The organism is Rhodococcus spelaei (assembly GCF_006704125.1).
Classification (GTDB): domain Bacteria; phylum Actinomycetota; class Actinomycetes; order Mycobacteriales; family Mycobacteriaceae; genus Rhodococcus_G; species Rhodococcus_G spelaei.
This window is the reverse complement of record NZ_VIGH01000001.1, coordinates 92,220-107,553: the sequence shown is the minus strand read 5'-3', so window position 1 is coordinate 107,553 and position 15,334 is coordinate 92,220. Positions and strand designations below refer to the sequence as shown.

The window sequence follows — 15,334 nt, the reverse complement described above, 5'->3', positions numbered from 1 at the left end:
TCGCGGCGGAACCCCCGTCCGATCCGAGACTGCGCGGACTTGCCCACGTACTCTGGTCACGTGCGATTGCAGCGGCAGGTGGTGGACTACGCGCTTCAGCGGCGATCCCTGCTGGCCGAGGTGTTCTCCGGCCGGACGGGTGTCGCCCAGGTGTGCGACGCCGGCCCGTACCTGCTGCGCGCAGCGAAGTTCCACGGCAGGCCGTCCGAGGTGACCTGCCCGATCTGCAGGAAGGAACAGCTCACCCTTGTCTCGTGGGTGTTCGGCGACAAGCTCGGGGCGATCTCGGGCTCGGCGCGCACCTCGGAGGAACTGGTCCGCCTCGCGACCACCCAGGAGGAGTTCTCGGTGCACGTCGTCGAGGTCTGCCGAACCTGCAGTTGGAATCACCTGGTGCAGTCCTACGTACTCGGATCGGTGCCGGCACCCAAGCCGGCCCGGACCCGGTCCCCGCGCTCCCCGAGCCGACGCACCGCGAGCGAGTGAGCCCGACCGACAGCACCGATCCTGCCTGAACCAAGTGACACAGCCGTGTCTACGCGAACACTGGAGATTCGTACGTGAGTTCCCCTTACAACAACCAGCCGGGCGGACGACCCACCGGACCAGCCCGGCCGAGCGGTCCGCCGCCGTCCGGACGGCCGGGCGGGTACCCACAGCCCGGTCGGCCCGTAGGGGGGCAGCCGCCCCGCCCTATGCAGGGACCGCCGCCCGGCGCCCGGCCCGGTCCGGGCATGCCGCCGCAGGGTCCCCGGCCAGGAGCCGGTGGACCTCCGCCCGGCCAGTACGGCCAGGCGCCCCGTCAGCCGCAGTACGGGCAACCGCCCCGCCAGCCGCAGGGTGGCGGACAGGCGCCCCGGCCCGCGCAGGGCGGCGATCAGGCAACCCGGCAGACGCAGGGCGGCGATCAGGCAACCCGGCAGACGCAGGGCGGTAGCCGAGGACCCGGCGGACCGTCCGGTCCCGGTGGCCGACCGCCTGCCGGCCCGCCGCCGTCGGCTCCTCGTTCGGGCGGATCGTCCGGCGGGCAGCCTCCGAAGCAGCCGAAGAAAACCAAGTCGAGCAGGTGGAAGATCGTGCGCCGGACCCTGTACAGCCTGGTGGCGCTGGGCCTGGTGCTCCCGCTGTTGGCGTTCATGGTCGCCTACATGGCCGAGGACGTGCCCAAGCCGGGCGACATCAAGACGAACCAGGTCGCGACGATCTACGCCAGCGACGGCAGCAGCGTGCTCAGCACCATCGTGCCGCCGGAGGGCAACCGCACCGACGTGACGGTCGACCAGATCCCGCTGCACGTGCGCAACGCGGTGCTCTCGGCCGAGGACCGCGACTTCTACACCAATCCCGGCTTCTCGGTGTCCGGCTTCGCCCGCGCCGCGCGCGACCAGGTGCTCGGCAAGGACAGTGCGGGCGGTGGCTCGACGATCACCCAGCAGTACGTCAAGAACGCGCTGGTCGGTAACGAGCACTCGATCACCCGCAAGATGCGCGAGCTGGTGATCTCCTCGAAGATGGCGCGGCAGTGGTCCAAGGACGACATCCTCGCCGCGTACCTCAACACCATTCCCTTCGGGCGTGGCGTGTTCGGTATCGCTGCGGGGTCGAAGGCCTACTTCGACAAGCCGGTGGAGCAGCTGACGGTGGCCGAGGGTGCAGTCCTCGCGGCGACCATCCAGCAGCCTTACGGGCTGGACCCGTCGACCAACCCGACCGGTGCCGAGTCGCGCTGGAATTACGTCCTCGACGGCATGGTCAGCGCCAAGACGCTCAACGCGAACGAGCGTGCGGGGCAGAAGTACCCGCACGTCGTCCCGCTCTCGGAGGTCGACAACGGCAGCCAGGGCAGCGGCACCAACGGGCTCATCCGCGCGCAGGTGGTCAAGGAGCTCGAGGCCAACGGCATCAAGGAGCAGGTGCTCAACACCGAGGGCCTGCAGATCACCACGACGATCGACCCGCAGGCGCAGCAGTCGGCGGTCGACGCGGTGACCAAGAACATGGAGGGCGAGAAGCCCGAGGTGCGGACCGCGGTGGTCTCCGTCGACCCGAAGACCGGCGGGGTCAAGGCGTACTACGGCGGAACCGACGGTGCCGGGTACGACTTCGCTCAGGCCGGCCTGCAGACCGGTTCCTCGTTCAAGGTGTTCGGCCTCGCGACGGCGCTCGACCAGGGCATCCCGCTGTCGAAGATGTACGACAGTGGTCCGCTCACCCTCGGCGGCGTCACCATCACCAACGCCGAGGGCGAGTCCTGCGGCACCTGCACCATCGCCGAGGCGCTCAAGCGGTCGCTGAACACGAGCTTCTACCGGCAGATGCTCTCCATCGAGAACGGCCCGGACAAGATCGCCGCCATGGCCCACAAGGCGGGCATCCCCGAGCAGATCCCCGGCGTCGCCGGCACCAGCCTGCAGGAGTCGACCGGGCATTCCGAGAACGGAATCGTCCTGGGCCAGTACCAGTCCCGGGTGATCGACATGGCCTCGGCCTACGCGACCCTCGCCGACTCGGGTGTCTACCGCGCGCCGCACTTCATCCAGAAGGTCGTCACCGGGGACGGCACCGTGTTGCTCGATCGCGGCGCCACCAGCACCCCCGGCGAGACCCGGATCAAGCCCGCCGTGGCGGACAACGTGACGGCGGCGATGCAGCCGATCGCCGCGTACTCGCGCGGCCACGGGCTCGCGGGCGGTCGCCCGTCCGCGGCTAAGACCGGCACCGCGCAGCTCGGTGACACCGGCCAGAACAAGGACGCCTGGATGGTGGGCTTCACGCCGTCGCTGGCGACCGCGGTCTGGGTCGGCACGGAGCAGGGTGTGGCGCTGAAGAACAGCTCGGGCGGACTGATGTACGGCTCCGGGCTGCCGTCCGACATCTGGAAGGCCACGATGGACGGCGCGCTCAAGGGCACGCCCGTCGAGAGCTTCCCGACCCCGGAGGCCATCGGCGGCCAGGCCGGTGTGCCCGCGTACAGCGCGCCGTACACCCCGCCGAAGACCACCGCGCCGCCGACCACGACCGGCTCGCCGCTGACCATTCCGCCCGTGGTGGTGACGCAGCGACCGGTGGAGATCCTGCCCGGCGTGACCATCCCGATCCCCGGGATCAAGCCCGCCCCGACGACCCAGGCGCCGGCGCCGACGAACACCGGTCCGGCACCCGGACAGCCGACCGTCGGTCAGGACGACGGGACCGGTGCAGTGCCCGGCAACCGGCAGGGCGCGCCGCGCGCACAGGGGCAGTAGCCGATCGGTAACGTCGCCGGGGTGGCCGATGACGACGAGGGCAGTACGCGGGACGACCCGCGCCCGCACGACCTGCTCCTGGCGTCACCCGCCCCGCTGGCGACGGACCGGCGCTCGGACACCGAGCGGGACCTGCCCGGCCGCACGGATCCGCTGACCGCCCAGCTCAGCGAGGTGGTCGGTGGTCCGGTCGGGCGCCGCGCGCTGGTCGGGCGGGCCCGGTTCTTCACGCCGCTGCGGGTCGTCCTGTTGCTGGCGGTGGTGTTCCTGGGGCTCGGCTGGTCGACGAAGGCCGCGTGCATCCAGCAGGCACCGAACGGTCCCGGCGGGGTGCTGGGCCTCGACTGGAGCGGGAGCCGGCAGTACACGGCGCTGTGCTACTCGGACACGGTGCCGCTGTACGGCGCCGAACGACTCGACGAAGGCGCGTTCCCCTACAAGAAGTCGTGGGAGGAGACCACTCCCGACGGCGCGGTGCAGCAGCGGTACATGGAGTACCCGGTGCTCGCCGGGTTGTACCAGTACGCAGCGATGAATGTCGCGAAGGCCTGGCACGCGACCCCGTGGCTGCCGGGGGCGCTGCAGGTGGTCCTCTACTTCAACGTCGTCGCCTTCGGGCTCGCGCTGGCCTGGCTGGTCACCATCTGGTCGACCGCGGTGCTGGCGGGCAGGCGGATCTGGGACGCCGCGCTGGTTGCCGCGTCGCCGCTGGTGGTCGTGCACGCGTTCACCAACTTCGACCCGCTGGCAACGGCTTTCGCGGGTGCGGGGCTACTGGCGTGGGCACGGAAGCGGCCGGTCCTGGCCGGCGTGCTGCTCGGGTTGGGTGGCGCCACGAAGCTCTATCCGCTCATGCTGCTCGGGCCGCTGCTGGTGTTGTGCCTGCGCGCCGGTCGGATGCGCGACTGGTTCCGGCTCGCCGCGGCCGCGGCCGCCGCCTGGCTGGCGGTGAATCTTCCTCTCGCGCTGGCTTTCCCGTCCGGGTGGCGCGAGTTCTTCCGGCTCAACTCCTCGCGTGGGGCCGACCCGGACTCGGTCTACAACGTGATCAGCTCCTTCACCGGGTGGCACGGGTTCGACGGGCAGCTGGCGCGGGGAGAGAATCCGTTGATCCTGAACACGGTGTCGCTGTTGCTGTTCGCGGCGGTGTGCGTCGGGATCGGGTACGTCGCGCTCACTGCGGCCAGGCGACCACGGGTGGCGCAGCTGTGCTTCCTCCTGGTCGCCGGATTCCTGTTGACCAACAAGGTGTGGAGCCCGCAGTACTCGCTGTGGTTGGTTCCGCTGGCGGTGCTGGCGTTGCCGCACCGGCGACTGCTGCTGGCGTGGATGACGATCGACGCGCTCGTCTGGGTGCCCCGCATGTACTACTACCTCGGCGTCGGCAACAAGGGCCTGCCCGAACAGTGGTTCACCGCGACGGTGGTGGTGCGTGACCTGGCGGTCCTGGTGCTGTGCGCGGTGGTGATTCGGCAGATCTACCGTCCGGAGCTGGATCTGGTGCGGGCGCGCGGGGTGGACGACCCGGTCGGCGGCGTGCTGGACGGGGCCGACGACGCGCAGCCCGCGTGGTTGCCGCGCCGGCTGCGTCCGGCGGGGCGGCCGGTGGCGTGGTCGACCTCACGAATCCCGGTGGGCTGAACCTGATTTCGGTTAGCCGGTGGCGGTGGTGGCGAGCGCCTGATTCGGTGTCGCGCCGGGTCCGCGAGGGTCGGCCGTGATCCGGTCCTCCCACCGCGGTCGGGCGCGCAGGAACACGACGAACAGCACGACGAGCAGCGCGGCCCGACCCCACACCCCGAACTGGACGACGAGTTCCCACGCGGGCACGTTCGACCCGGTGGACAGGGCGTGGAAGTAGCGGAACACGCCCACCCCGATCGCGAGGTCGGCCACCAGGTACCCGACGATCGTCCACCGCGGTACCCGGATCAGGACCAGGAACGGGATCAGCCACAGGGTGTACTGCGGTGAATGCACCTTGTGCAGCAACAGGAATCCGCAGAGCATCGCGGCACTGACCACCACCCATGGATAGGTGCCCTCGCGCAGGTAACGCGTGTAGCCGAGCCACAGTGCCAGTGCGAAGGTGGCGGCGATCAGCAGCGGCGACGCGATCGAGACGAACTGGGCGTACGCGCTGTCAGGGCCGTCGGCCGAGCCGAACAGCGGCCGGATCCCCCAGTACCAGACGGAATTGGTGGTGATGTCCGCCTCGCGCGCGCTCTGGAAGGTGAACGAGGCGCGCCACCCGTCGAAGCCGAGGACGGCGAACGGGAGGTTGATCGCGACCGTGGTGGCGACCGCCGCGCCCGCGACGGCGAGTGCACCCTTCGGGTCGAAGCGCCCGGTGACGCCCGGCGGCAGCTCCTGGCCACGGAGGCCGCCGGTGAACACGTAGGCGATCAGCGGGAGCAGGAAGATGCCCGGGTAGATCTTCAGGCACAGTCCGACCGCGAGCAGTACCGCGGCCCCGACGGCGCGCAGGCGTAGCGGGATCCGCTGGTAGTAGACCACCACGAAGGTGGCGGCGGTGGCGGCGGCGACCACCGGCAGTTCCCAGTTGTGGAAGGCGTAGAGGACCAGCGGCGGTCCGAGCGACCACAGCAGCGCCGGCGGACCCGCGAGCCGGCCCAGCATCCAGGCGGTCGCCACGCCGAACGGCACCAGGATCAGGGCCGAGTGCAGCAGGAACTGCGCGTCGTTGTGGGCACCGATCGCGCCGAGCCACATCAGCAGGCCGCTGAGTACCGGGTATTCGACGGTCCCGCCGGTGAGGTGCCCGGCGCTGCTGATCGCCCCGTCCAGGTAGGGGAAGACGTGGTTGTCGATGTCGCGGCCGATCCACAGGTACTGGATGTCGGAGTAGCAGACGCTGCTGTCCTTGATCCGGTCGAAGATCAGGCTGCGCCCGAGTTCGTCGAACGGGGCGCCCGCACACCGGGCCTTGTTCAGGTAGGCCAGGGCCAGTGTGAGGCCGCAGGCGAGGGTCATCGCGACCACCGCAGGTGTGCTCGCCCAGCCCCTCGTCCGCATGGGTCCAGACTAGGGGCTGGGGTCGATCGCGGCGCCGTGAACCGGTTTCGGGCCACCCTCGGGAAACGGGGCGATTTCGCAGGTCAGGGGCCGCTCGTGTAACCTGCAAAGGTTGCTGACGCAACGACCCTCCTGTCACGGATCGTCCGTGACCGTTTTCACTAGTCCATAGGAGGTGATGAGGTCTTATGCGTCGTTACGAATTGATGATCATCCTGGACCCCAGCCTGGACGAGCGCACCGTCGCTCCCTCGCTGGATACGTTCCTCAACGTCGTTCGCCAGGAAGGCGGCACCGTCGACAAGGTCGACGTCTGGGGCAAGCGTCGTCTCGCCTACGAGATCGCCAAGCACAGCGAAGGCATCTACGCGGTGATCGACATCAACGCGACCCCGGCCACCGTCAACGAGCTGGATCGCCAGCTCGGCCTGAACGAGTCGGTGCTGCGCACCAAGGTTCTGCGCCACGTCAAGTGATTTCTGGCTGCGCCGAGTAATTGTCGGGACTTGGTCCTAGTCTCGGCGCAAACAGGATTCCACACACTGCAGGAGGAACCCACATGGCAGGCGACACCGTGATCACCGTCATCGGAAACTTGACGGCTGATCCCGAGCTTCGATTCACCCCCGCGGGGGCCGCGGTCGCGAACTTCACGGTCGCGTCCACTCCCCGCACCTTCGACCGGAATTCCAACGAATGGAAGGACGGCGAGGCGCTGTTCCTGCGCTGCAACATCTGGCGCGAGGCGGCGGAGAACGTGGCCGAGTCCTTGACTCGCGGTTCTCGGGTGATCGTCAGCGGACGGCTCAAGCAGCGGTCCTACGAGACTCGCGAAGGTGAGAAGCGCACTGTCGTCGAGCTCGAGGTCGACGAGATCGGCCCCTCGCTCAAGTACGCCACGGCCAAGGTCAACAAGGCCAACCGCGGTGGCGGCGGCGGCGGTGGATTCGGTTCCTCGGGTGGTTCGGGCGGCGGACGCCCGGCTGCCAACGCCGGTGGCGGCGACGACCCGTGGGGCAGCGCCCCGCAGGCGGCCGGCTCCTTCGGTGGCGGTGGTGGAAACGACGAACCCCCGTTCTGATCCCAGCTCTCTGCGCCGGGATCGAGCGCGAACGAACATTGAGAAGTACGGAGAAGGACAATGCCGAAGCCGCCGCTGCGCGACAAGGTGATGAAGAAGAAGGTCTGCACCTTCTGCAAAGAGAAGAACACGCAGATCAACTACAAGGACACGACGCTGCTGCGTAAGTACGTCAGCGACCGCGGCAAGATCCGCGCGCGTCGTGTCACCGGCAACTGCGTCCAGCACCAGCGGGACGTGGCCGTTGCCGTGAAGAACTCGCGTGAGGTCGCACTGCTTCCTTACGTCTCGACGGCTCGCTAAGGAAAGGGAAGACATGAAGCTGATCCTCACTGCAGACGTGGACAACCTCGGTGCGCCCGGCGACATCGTTGAGGTCAAGGACGGTTACGGCCGCAACTACCTGCTGCCCCGCGGTCTCGCGATCGTCGCCACCCGTGGCGCCGAGAAGCAGGTCGACGGCATCCGCCGTGCCCAGGAGGCCCGCGCGGTGCGCGGCCTGGACCACGCCAAGGAGCTCAAGGCCGCGATCGAGGGCCTCGAGGGTGTGTCGCTGACGGTGAAGACCGCCGGTGACTCGGGCAAGCTGTTCGGCTCGGTCACTGCGGCCGACGTCGCCGGCGCCATCAAGGCCGCGGGTGGCCCCGTGGTCGACAAGCGCAGCCTCGAGCTGCCGAAGGCGCACATCAAGGCGACCGGCAAGCACCAGGTGATCGTGAACCTGCACCCCGACGTGGTTGCGAAGTTCCACCTGAACGTCGTCGCCGGCTAGTCCGACCGACCCGTTCAACCGTTGGGCCCCCAGACTCCGGTCTGGGGGCCCAACGGCGTTGTGAGGGGGTGCGGATCCGCGCCCACGGGTGTGACCTGCGCGTTGTGACGGTCAACTAAACGAGCGTCCATCTGGTGTTAATTGTCACTGTGTGCCATTTCACATTGCGTGGAAACGTGAAATGCGCAACACGCCAGGACCGTGGTGCGGAAAGACACGCCGAAAGACTTTTCATCCACAGGCGTGTGAACAGAAAAAGGGCCTGCTACCAGCTGATTGTGCAGATGTGATCCTGGTTATCCTCAGCTTGTCCCCAGGTGGTGAACAACCGCCTACTGGGGATTCCACAATTCATCCACAGCTGTGTACACAAGCCGTGTTGTACCGCGCGGTTGCTGTGCATAACGTCGTCGCGGGCGCGCCCACCGGCGGCCGCGCGGGAGCCTCGATCGGACCCCGACGCGGAGTTGTCGGTGTGGGCGCGTATCTATTGCGTACGGGACGCGCGGGCCGGGACTCCGGTTGGCGCGTCCGGGACTTGGCGGAAAGGACGGTTATCGCGTGGCGGTTGTCGACGATCGTGGGCATTCGGACTACCCGGAGCCGGACGAGGCCCCCCGGGAGGACTTCGGACGCCAGCCCCCGCAGGACATGGCCGCCGAGCAGTCGGTGCTCGGCGGCATGCTGCTGAGCAAGGACGCGATCGCCGACGTGCTCGAGCGGCTGCGCCCCGGCGACTTCTACCGCCCCGCCCACCAGAACGTCTACGACGCGATCCTGGACCTGTACGCGCGCGGCGAGCCCGCCGACCCGGTGACCGTGGCCGCGGAGCTCGAGCGTCGCGGTGAGCTGCGCCGCGTGGGTGGTGCGCCGTACCTGGTGACGCTCACGCAGACCGTGCCGACCGCCGCGAACGCCGGCTACTACGCCGAGATCGTCGCGGAGAAGTCGATCCTGCGCCGACTGGTCGAGGCCGGGACGCGGATCGTGCAGTATGGCTACGCCGGCTCCGAGGGCCAGGACGTGGCCGAGGTGGTGGACCGCGCGCAGGCCGAGGTGTACGACGTCACCGAGCGCCGCACCAACGACGACTTCGTTCCCCTCGAGGAGCTGCTGCAGCCGACGATGGACGAGATCGACTCCATCGCCAGCCGCGGCGGACTCTCGCTCGGCGTGCCCACCGGGTTCACCGAACTCGACGAGGTGACCAACGGCCTGCACCCCGGGCAGATGATCATCGTGGCGGCGCGGCCTGGTGTCGGTAAGGCGCTCGCGCTCGACACTCCCCTGCCGACACCGACCGGGTGGACGACGATGGGCGAGGTCCGGGTCGGCGACCAGCTCATCGATGCGCAGGGCCAGCCCACGACCGTCGTCGCCACCACCGAGGTGATGGTCGACCGGCCCTGCTACGAGCTGGAGTTCTCGGACGGAACCGTCCTGGTGGCCGACGAGCAGCACCAGTGGCTGACGGAGACCCGGGCGTCGCGGCGGTCGGCACAGCAGGCTGCGACTGGATACAACCGGTACAAGAACCAGCGCACCTTCGCGGAGGTGCGCACCACCGCGGACATCGCGGCGACGCTGCACTGCCCGACCGCGGACCAACGGGTCAATCATTCGGTGTCGAACACGAAGCCGTTGCAGCTGCCGAAGCAGGATCTGCTGGTGCCGCCGTACACCCTCGGTGCGTGGCTCGGCGACGGTACCTCTGCCGCCGCGCAGATCACCTCCGCCGACCCCGAGATCATCATGCTGATCGAGGCAGAGGGCCTCGTGGCGGTACCGTCCGAGTCCGCGGCGCTGCGCTACAGCCTGAGGCTGCCGCCGCCTGAGCCGATCGAGCCCCGTGACTGTGTCGTGTGCGGAAAGTCCTTCGTGCCCTTCACGAGCGAGGTCCGAACCTGCGGACAGTCCTGCGGCGGCAAGGCGCGGTTCCTGTCGGATCCGGTCCCCGCGCCGGCCTGCCCGCGATGCGGCGGTAAGTCGATCGGATTGCGGATGTGCCAGGCCTGCCGCAACGAGGTCGGTACCGTCCGGGCGCGCCTGCGGACCATTGGAGTGTTGGACGACAAGCACATTCCGACCCAGTACCTGCGCGGGTCGGAAGCGCAGCGGCGCGCGGTGCTCGCCGGACTGCTGGACACCGATGGCACTGTCACGCACGGCGGCTCGGTGCAGTTCGCCGTCACGAGCGAGCGGCTCGTTCGTGATGTCGAGGAGTTGATCGTCGGACTCGGCTACCGATGCCAGATGAGCACCAAGCGTGTGAAGGGGCGAACGGAGGCTTCCTCGACGGCGTTCACACTGACCTTCGCGACCGACGACGAGGTCTTCGGTCTGACGCGGAAGGCGTTGCTGCACAAGGAACGACGCGCGAGTCACAGCACGTCGCGGTCGGGATCGCGGTACATCACCGACGTGCGCAAGATCGAGTGCGTGCCTGTCCGGTGCGTCGAGGTCGACAATGCCGAGCACTTGTACCTGGCCGGTCGGTCGATGGTCCCGACCCACAACTCGACGATCGGGATGGACTTCCTTCGGTCGTGCTCGATCAAGCACGGCATGGCCAGCGTCATCTTCTCCCTGGAAATGGGAAAGACCGAGATCGTCATGCGCCTGTTGTCGGCGGAGGCGAAGATCAAGCTCTCCGACATGAAGTCGGGCAAGATGAACGATGAGGACTGGACGAAGCTGGCGCGGCGGATGAGCGAGATCAGCGAGGCGCCGCTGTTCATCGACGACTCCCCCAACCTGACCATGATGGAGATCCGGGCCAAGGCGCGCCGGCTCAAGCAGAAGCACGACATCAAGTTGATCGTGCTCGACTACCTGCAGCTGATGACCTCCGGCAAGAAGGTCGAGTCGCGCCAGCAGGAGGTCTCGGAGTTCTCCCGCTCGCTGAAGCTGCTGGCCAAGGAACTCGAGGTCCCGGTGGTCGCCATTTGTCAGCTCAACCGTGGTCCGGAACAGCGAACGGACAAGCGCCCCATGGTTTCCGACCTCCGTGAGTCCGGATCGCTCGAGCAGGACGCCGACATGGTGATGCTGCTGCACCGGCCCGACGCCTTCGAGCGGGACGATCCGCGTGGTGGCGAGGCGGACATCATCCTTGGCAAGCATCGTGGTGGCCCGACCGCGACAATCACTGTGGCACACCAGCTTCACCTGTCGAGGTTCGTCGATATGGCGCGGGGGTAGGTGTTGTTGCTGCTGTCGACTTGCAGTGAGGACTAGCGAAACGCGACGCTGGTTTAACTAAGCCTTAGGGTAGCGTTCCAGCCCACTCCTGACCGTCAGCTTCAGCGTCTGCACGGAGCTTCTGCCAGGTCGATGGAGCCGATTCGGCAGCAGCCAATGCGCGATCAAGCGCAGTGAGCGCGCTCTGGACGATGCCTGACGCCAAGATCCGCGTCTCGCTGCCAGCAGCGTTCAGGTCGAGTGACGGGTTGATCTGTTGCACCGCGTAGTCGGCGAGCTCGTAGACCTGGTACGCGGCCAACGCCGCCTCCTGCGGATCATCGGTCAGCCACGTCCCGACCGCGTACGCCGCAGCAGCAGCGGCGTTTTGGCCGTAGCCGGTCTCGAGAATCCAGCTGTCCTCGTCCGAGGGAACCATGGCCCCGGCTTCATCCTGATACGCCCGAACATCCGCTTCCACGCCCGAGGCAACTTCCCAGGCTGCGGCCACGATCACTCCCAGCCGGGATCCCAGCTCCACGGCTTCCACCGAGCGCGCATAGCGCTCGAAGAGCGGGAGCAGACGTTCCGCGCAGGAAGCAGCGAACGCGGTCTTCGACCTACGGTCCAGCGCGGCGAGCCGCTTGCCAAAGGCGAGTTCGTCATATGTCTGAAGATTCATCACTCGGACCGTACCGCTGTCGTAGGACTCGTGACGGGCGCGGCGGAAGGACGGAGGTGCACGGCGATGAGGAACGACAGGAATCGAATGATCCGGTGACGCAGCTACATTGACGGGCTCGGCCGACATGCCCGGATTTCGGCAAGGTAGCGCGGCGTGTCGCGTCGTTTTCGTAGCAACTAGACAGCTGCTGTGCGCAGGACGGGTAACCACGACTGGTTGATGGCGGTTGACTGAGGTATCCGATCGCCTCACTCGCCGGAGTCCCGCTCTGTTTGTGGATCGTCTTGAATGACGCTTGTCGAGGGACCACGGATGAACGAACTTCGTACCGAAGTCGGGTGTTTCGGACAGTCATTCCTTGCCGATGCCGTGAGATCGTCATGGTCGTGGGACAGACGAGGGGAACGGTGCGGGAGTGGCACGCCGAGCTGGGGTGGGGAGTGCTGGACTCCCCGGACACCACTGGCGGCTGCTGGGCGCACTTCAGCAACATCGACGGGACCGGATTCCGCGCGTTGACCGTCGGTGCGACAGTCGATCTCGACTGGGAGCGGGCGGAGCAGGACGGATACTCGTTCCGGGCGACCCGGGTAAAGCGGTTGGAGCCGTGACGATCGCAAAGCCGCGGGCAATGAACCTCACGGAGGTGGTACCCGGCGAGATCGGACCGAGGGGCAGCCGAAGGAGGTCGCCGCAATGATGAGGCACACGCTCGACTTCGGCAGTCCGCTGCCGCCTGGCTGGACCACGCTGGAAGACAATCGGTACTGGGATCGGTTCACCGACCGGTTCGGGTTCCGGCCCGGCGTCACCGCATCGGACTGGCCGGCGATTGCCGAACCGACACCGTCGATCACGTTCGATCTCACCGCGCCTGCGGACATCGCGGGCGCCTGGTCGAGCCGTTTCGATGCGGTGAATGCCGAGGCATTGCGCTGTTTCGTCACCGAGTTCGCTGAGGACCCGACGTTCGTGGTGCTGGACTGGCAGCACACCAGCTACCGACTCGACGCGGCAGTCCATGCCACAACCCGTGACACCGAGTGGCGGGTTCCTGTCTACCCCAACGGGGACTACTACATCTTTCTGCGCGACGACCTCAGCGAAGGGACATTCGGGCACCCCTGGGAACAAACCCTGTGCGTGTACGGCGAACGCCTCCTGGGATCACTTGCTCGCACCCTCGCGACATGGCTGCCCGTCAAGCGAGTCGACGGCAAACAGCCAGATTCCGTGCAGCGCAACCAAACCCCGCCTTCGGGCCAGCGGTAGGAGTTTCGGTATCGAGATGAATCCAACGATCCCGCTCGGGTTCGACCTCGCCACAACGGGCATCGTGACCCAGTGGGCGGTCCTGACTGTCTCTGCTCTCGTTTCGGTATTCATGTCCCAACTCGATCGTCTGGGATCGAAGTTCTGGTGGTCCGCTCTCATCGTCGCGCTCCCAGCGCTGGGCGCGTCCGCGTGGTTCTTCGGTCGCCGCCGCCGTGCTGTCGATGGCTAGTTCGGGCTCCCGGCGTTGAATCCGTCCTGTCCAGCGATCGTCAAACGGGACGCCTCCAACCAAGGCGAATGCGGATGGTGAAACTCCAGCGGGCGATCACCGCCTCCCCGGATGACGGGATCCGATATCCCGCGCCGACCCCGTGAGTTGCGCCTCATTACAGGTTGCGGATTCGGGTACCGGATCATCTTCGTCCTAATCTGAACGGTCGTGTCCCGAGGTAGCGACGATCAGCAGACGAGTGTCGTCGACCTGCCGATTCCCACCCCCGCCCCTCCGTGGTCGGCGATGCTGGCAGTGCCGCGTCAGGGCCGGCAGTGGCCGGGCGTCGCGCGTGCTGCTGTGACGGTCGCCCTGCCCGGGCTCAGCGGCGTCGCGCTCGGAGCCGGCGCGGTGTCCACGATCGCGACTCTCGGTGCCTTCGCTGTCGTGTACGGCGAGGGCCGGCCGTACCGCGTGCGCTGGCGGACGGTCGCGATCGTCGGCGCAGTGCTCGTCGCGTTGGCGGGAATCGGTGCTGCGGTCGGGTCGGGGGTGCACGGATCCGCCGGATCTGCGCTGTCGCCGATGGCGCTCGTACTGACGATGTCGGTGGTGGTGGCTGCGTGCGCGTTCGTCGTCGACGCGCTGCGACTGGGCGCGCCCGGTGCCTTCCTGATGGTGTTGGCACTGGAGATCGCGTCCGCGCTTCCTGCCGTCGGGGTGTCGGTTGGGGAGACCGTCGCGTGGACGGCGATCGGTGCGGGTACCGCACTGGTGGTCGCGATGTCCGGTGTCCTGGTCCGGCCGCGCACTCCGGAGCGGACGGCGGTCGCGGCCGCGGTTGCCGCGGTCGATGCTGTGCTGGAGGACAACTCGCCGGTGCGCCGCCGGGCTGCGGTGCGCGACCTGCATGCGGCATGGCAGTGCCTGCACGATGCCGGACTCGTCGGGTCGGGTCATTCGCTGGTGCGGACACTGCAGGTGGCTCACGTGCGCTGCGCCACCGCGCTGCACGGTGTGGATCACGACGGTGTGGATCACGACGAGGCGACCCCCGAGGATGACCTTCAGCAGCAGATCCCGCTGCGCCGGCCGTCGATTCGCTACCGCCTCGTCCGCGCAGCGCACCCGCGGGGCCGATCGGCGACCGTTGTCGTGCGGCTGCTCGTCGCCGGCCCGGTGGCCGGGGCCGTCGCACTCGGGTTGGGGTTCGGCCGGCCCGACTGGGCGGTGATCACGGCCGCGATGATCCTGCACCAAGGACCCGACCGGATCCTCGGCACGTACCGGGCCGCGCACCGGTTCGTCGGTACCGTGCTCGGGCTCGTCCTGCTCGTGGGCCTGTCGTGGTTCGATCTGCGCGGGGTCGTGCTGGTCGTGGTGCTGGCATCGGCGATGGCCGGCATCCAAGCGTTCCTGGTGCGCAACTACAGTCTCGCGATGGTGTTCATCACGCCGCTCGCGATGCTCCTCGGCGTACTCGGCACCCCGGTCGACCTGGTTGCGGCCGCCTCGGAGCGCTTCGTCGAAACCGTGGTCGGAGTCGGTGTCGCGCTGGCAGTGCTGTGGGGCGTGCTGCCCCGCGCGCACCGCAGGATCCTGTCCGACGCGGACGCGCAGGTCTCCGACACCATCTCCCGGATCACCCGTACGACCGGGGCCGGGGAGCTTCCCGAACTGCGCCGCGACCTCGAATTCGAGTTGCATGCCTCCACCACCGCGGCGATCACCGCGGCTCACACGGATGCCGAATGGACTCGCGAACGCTGGCCCGAGCATCGTCGTCTGCACGAACTCGGCTACCGGATTCTGACCGCGCCGCGGCTGCCCGACAGGGCCAGGTAGGACT

The 15,334-nt window shown here is 67.9% G+C and carries 14 protein-coding genes; 12 read left to right on the top strand and 2 right to left on the bottom strand.

Features of this window, described 5'->3' with window-relative positions:
- Positions 1-60 precede the first annotated feature (60 nt).
- The 3 genes from FK531_RS00465 to FK531_RS00455 all read left to right on the top strand — a co-directional run bounded on the left by FK531_RS00465 (position 61) and on the right by FK531_RS00455 (position 4,886).
- The gene (locus tag FK531_RS00465) at positions 61-486 is read left to right on the top strand and encodes a DUF5318 domain-containing protein (RefSeq protein WP_181762764.1); all 426 of its coding nucleotides are present in this window, start codon (positions 61-63) and stop codon (positions 484-486) included.
- A gap of 209 nt (positions 487-695) precedes the next feature.
- Entirely contained in the window at positions 696-3,245 is a 2,550-nt protein-coding gene (locus tag FK531_RS00460) for a transglycosylase domain-containing protein (protein WP_435530997.1), read from the top strand.
- Between the two features lie 78 nt (positions 3,246-3,323).
- The gene (locus tag FK531_RS00455; RefSeq protein WP_142095282.1) at positions 3,324-4,886 is read left to right on the top strand and encodes a glycosyltransferase family 87 protein; all 1,563 of its coding nucleotides are present in this window, start codon (positions 3,324-3,326) and stop codon (positions 4,884-4,886) included.
- A 12-nt stretch (positions 4,887-4,898) separates the two neighbouring features.
- Here FK531_RS00455 and FK531_RS00450 read toward each other — a convergent pair whose 3' ends face one another.
- Positions 4,899-6,281, bottom strand: coding sequence for a hypothetical protein (locus FK531_RS00450; RefSeq protein ID WP_246097739.1), 1,383 nt, complete (start codon positions 6,279-6,281; stop codon positions 4,899-4,901).
- A 188-nt stretch (positions 6,282-6,469) separates the two neighbouring features.
- On the opposite strand from FK531_RS00450, the gene rpsF reads away from it, so the two are divergent.
- The 5 genes from rpsF (at position 6,470) to dnaB (ending at position 11,335) form a co-directional block, all read left to right on the top strand.
- On the top strand, positions 6,470-6,757 hold the full coding sequence (rpsF, locus tag FK531_RS00445; protein ID WP_142094701.1) for a 30S ribosomal protein S6: 288 nt from the start codon (positions 6,470-6,472) through the stop codon (positions 6,755-6,757).
- An 83-nt stretch (positions 6,758-6,840) separates the two neighbouring features.
- Positions 6,841-7,362: a single-stranded DNA-binding protein gene (locus tag FK531_RS00440; protein ID WP_142094700.1), complete on the top strand. Its 522-nt coding sequence runs from the start codon at positions 6,841-6,843 to the stop codon at positions 7,360-7,362.
- 60 nt (positions 7,363-7,422) lie between these two features.
- A complete protein-coding gene (rpsR, locus tag FK531_RS00435) occupies positions 7,423-7,665 on the top strand; it encodes a 30S ribosomal protein S18 (RefSeq protein WP_114720111.1) in 243 nt (80 codons plus the stop codon).
- Positions 7,666-7,678: 13 nt separating this feature from the next.
- The gene (gene rplI / locus FK531_RS00430) at positions 7,679-8,134 is read left to right on the top strand and encodes a 50S ribosomal protein L9 (protein WP_142094699.1); all 456 of its coding nucleotides are present in this window, start codon (positions 7,679-7,681) and stop codon (positions 8,132-8,134) included.
- Positions 8,135-8,695: 561 nt separating this feature from the next.
- Complete coding sequence (dnaB, locus tag FK531_RS00425) at positions 8,696-11,335, top strand: replicative DNA helicase (protein WP_142094698.1); 2,640 nt, start codon at positions 8,696-8,698, stop codon at positions 11,333-11,335.
- Between the two features lie 64 nt (positions 11,336-11,399).
- Here dnaB and FK531_RS00420 read toward each other — a convergent pair whose 3' ends face one another.
- Positions 11,400-11,996: a DUF416 family protein gene (locus FK531_RS00420; RefSeq protein WP_181762763.1), complete on the bottom strand. Its 597-nt coding sequence runs from the start codon at positions 11,994-11,996 to the stop codon at positions 11,400-11,402.
- 389 nt (positions 11,997-12,385) lie between these two features.
- Between FK531_RS00420 and FK531_RS00415 the strand changes: the two genes are divergently transcribed.
- The 4 genes from FK531_RS00415 to FK531_RS00400 all read left to right on the top strand — a co-directional run bounded on the left by FK531_RS00415 (position 12,386) and on the right by FK531_RS00400 (position 15,330).
- Positions 12,386-12,610 carry a S1 domain-containing protein gene (locus FK531_RS00415; RefSeq protein ID WP_220126912.1) on the top strand — a complete coding sequence of 75 codons (225 nt, stop codon included), beginning with the start codon at positions 12,386-12,388 and terminating at the stop codon, positions 12,608-12,610.
- Between the two features lie 85 nt (positions 12,611-12,695).
- The gene (locus FK531_RS00410; RefSeq protein WP_142094695.1) at positions 12,696-13,271 is read left to right on the top strand and encodes a DUF2716 domain-containing protein; all 576 of its coding nucleotides are present in this window, start codon (positions 12,696-12,698) and stop codon (positions 13,269-13,271) included.
- A 16-nt stretch (positions 13,272-13,287) separates the two neighbouring features.
- Positions 13,288-13,503, top strand: coding sequence for a PLDc N-terminal domain-containing protein (locus FK531_RS22825; protein WP_142094694.1), 216 nt, complete (start codon positions 13,288-13,290; stop codon positions 13,501-13,503).
- A gap of 210 nt (positions 13,504-13,713) precedes the next feature.
- Positions 13,714-15,330 carry an FUSC family protein gene (locus FK531_RS00400; RefSeq protein ID WP_435530996.1) on the top strand — a complete coding sequence of 539 codons (1,617 nt, stop codon included), beginning with the start codon at positions 13,714-13,716 and terminating at the stop codon, positions 15,328-15,330.
- Positions 15,331-15,334 lie beyond the last annotated feature (4 nt).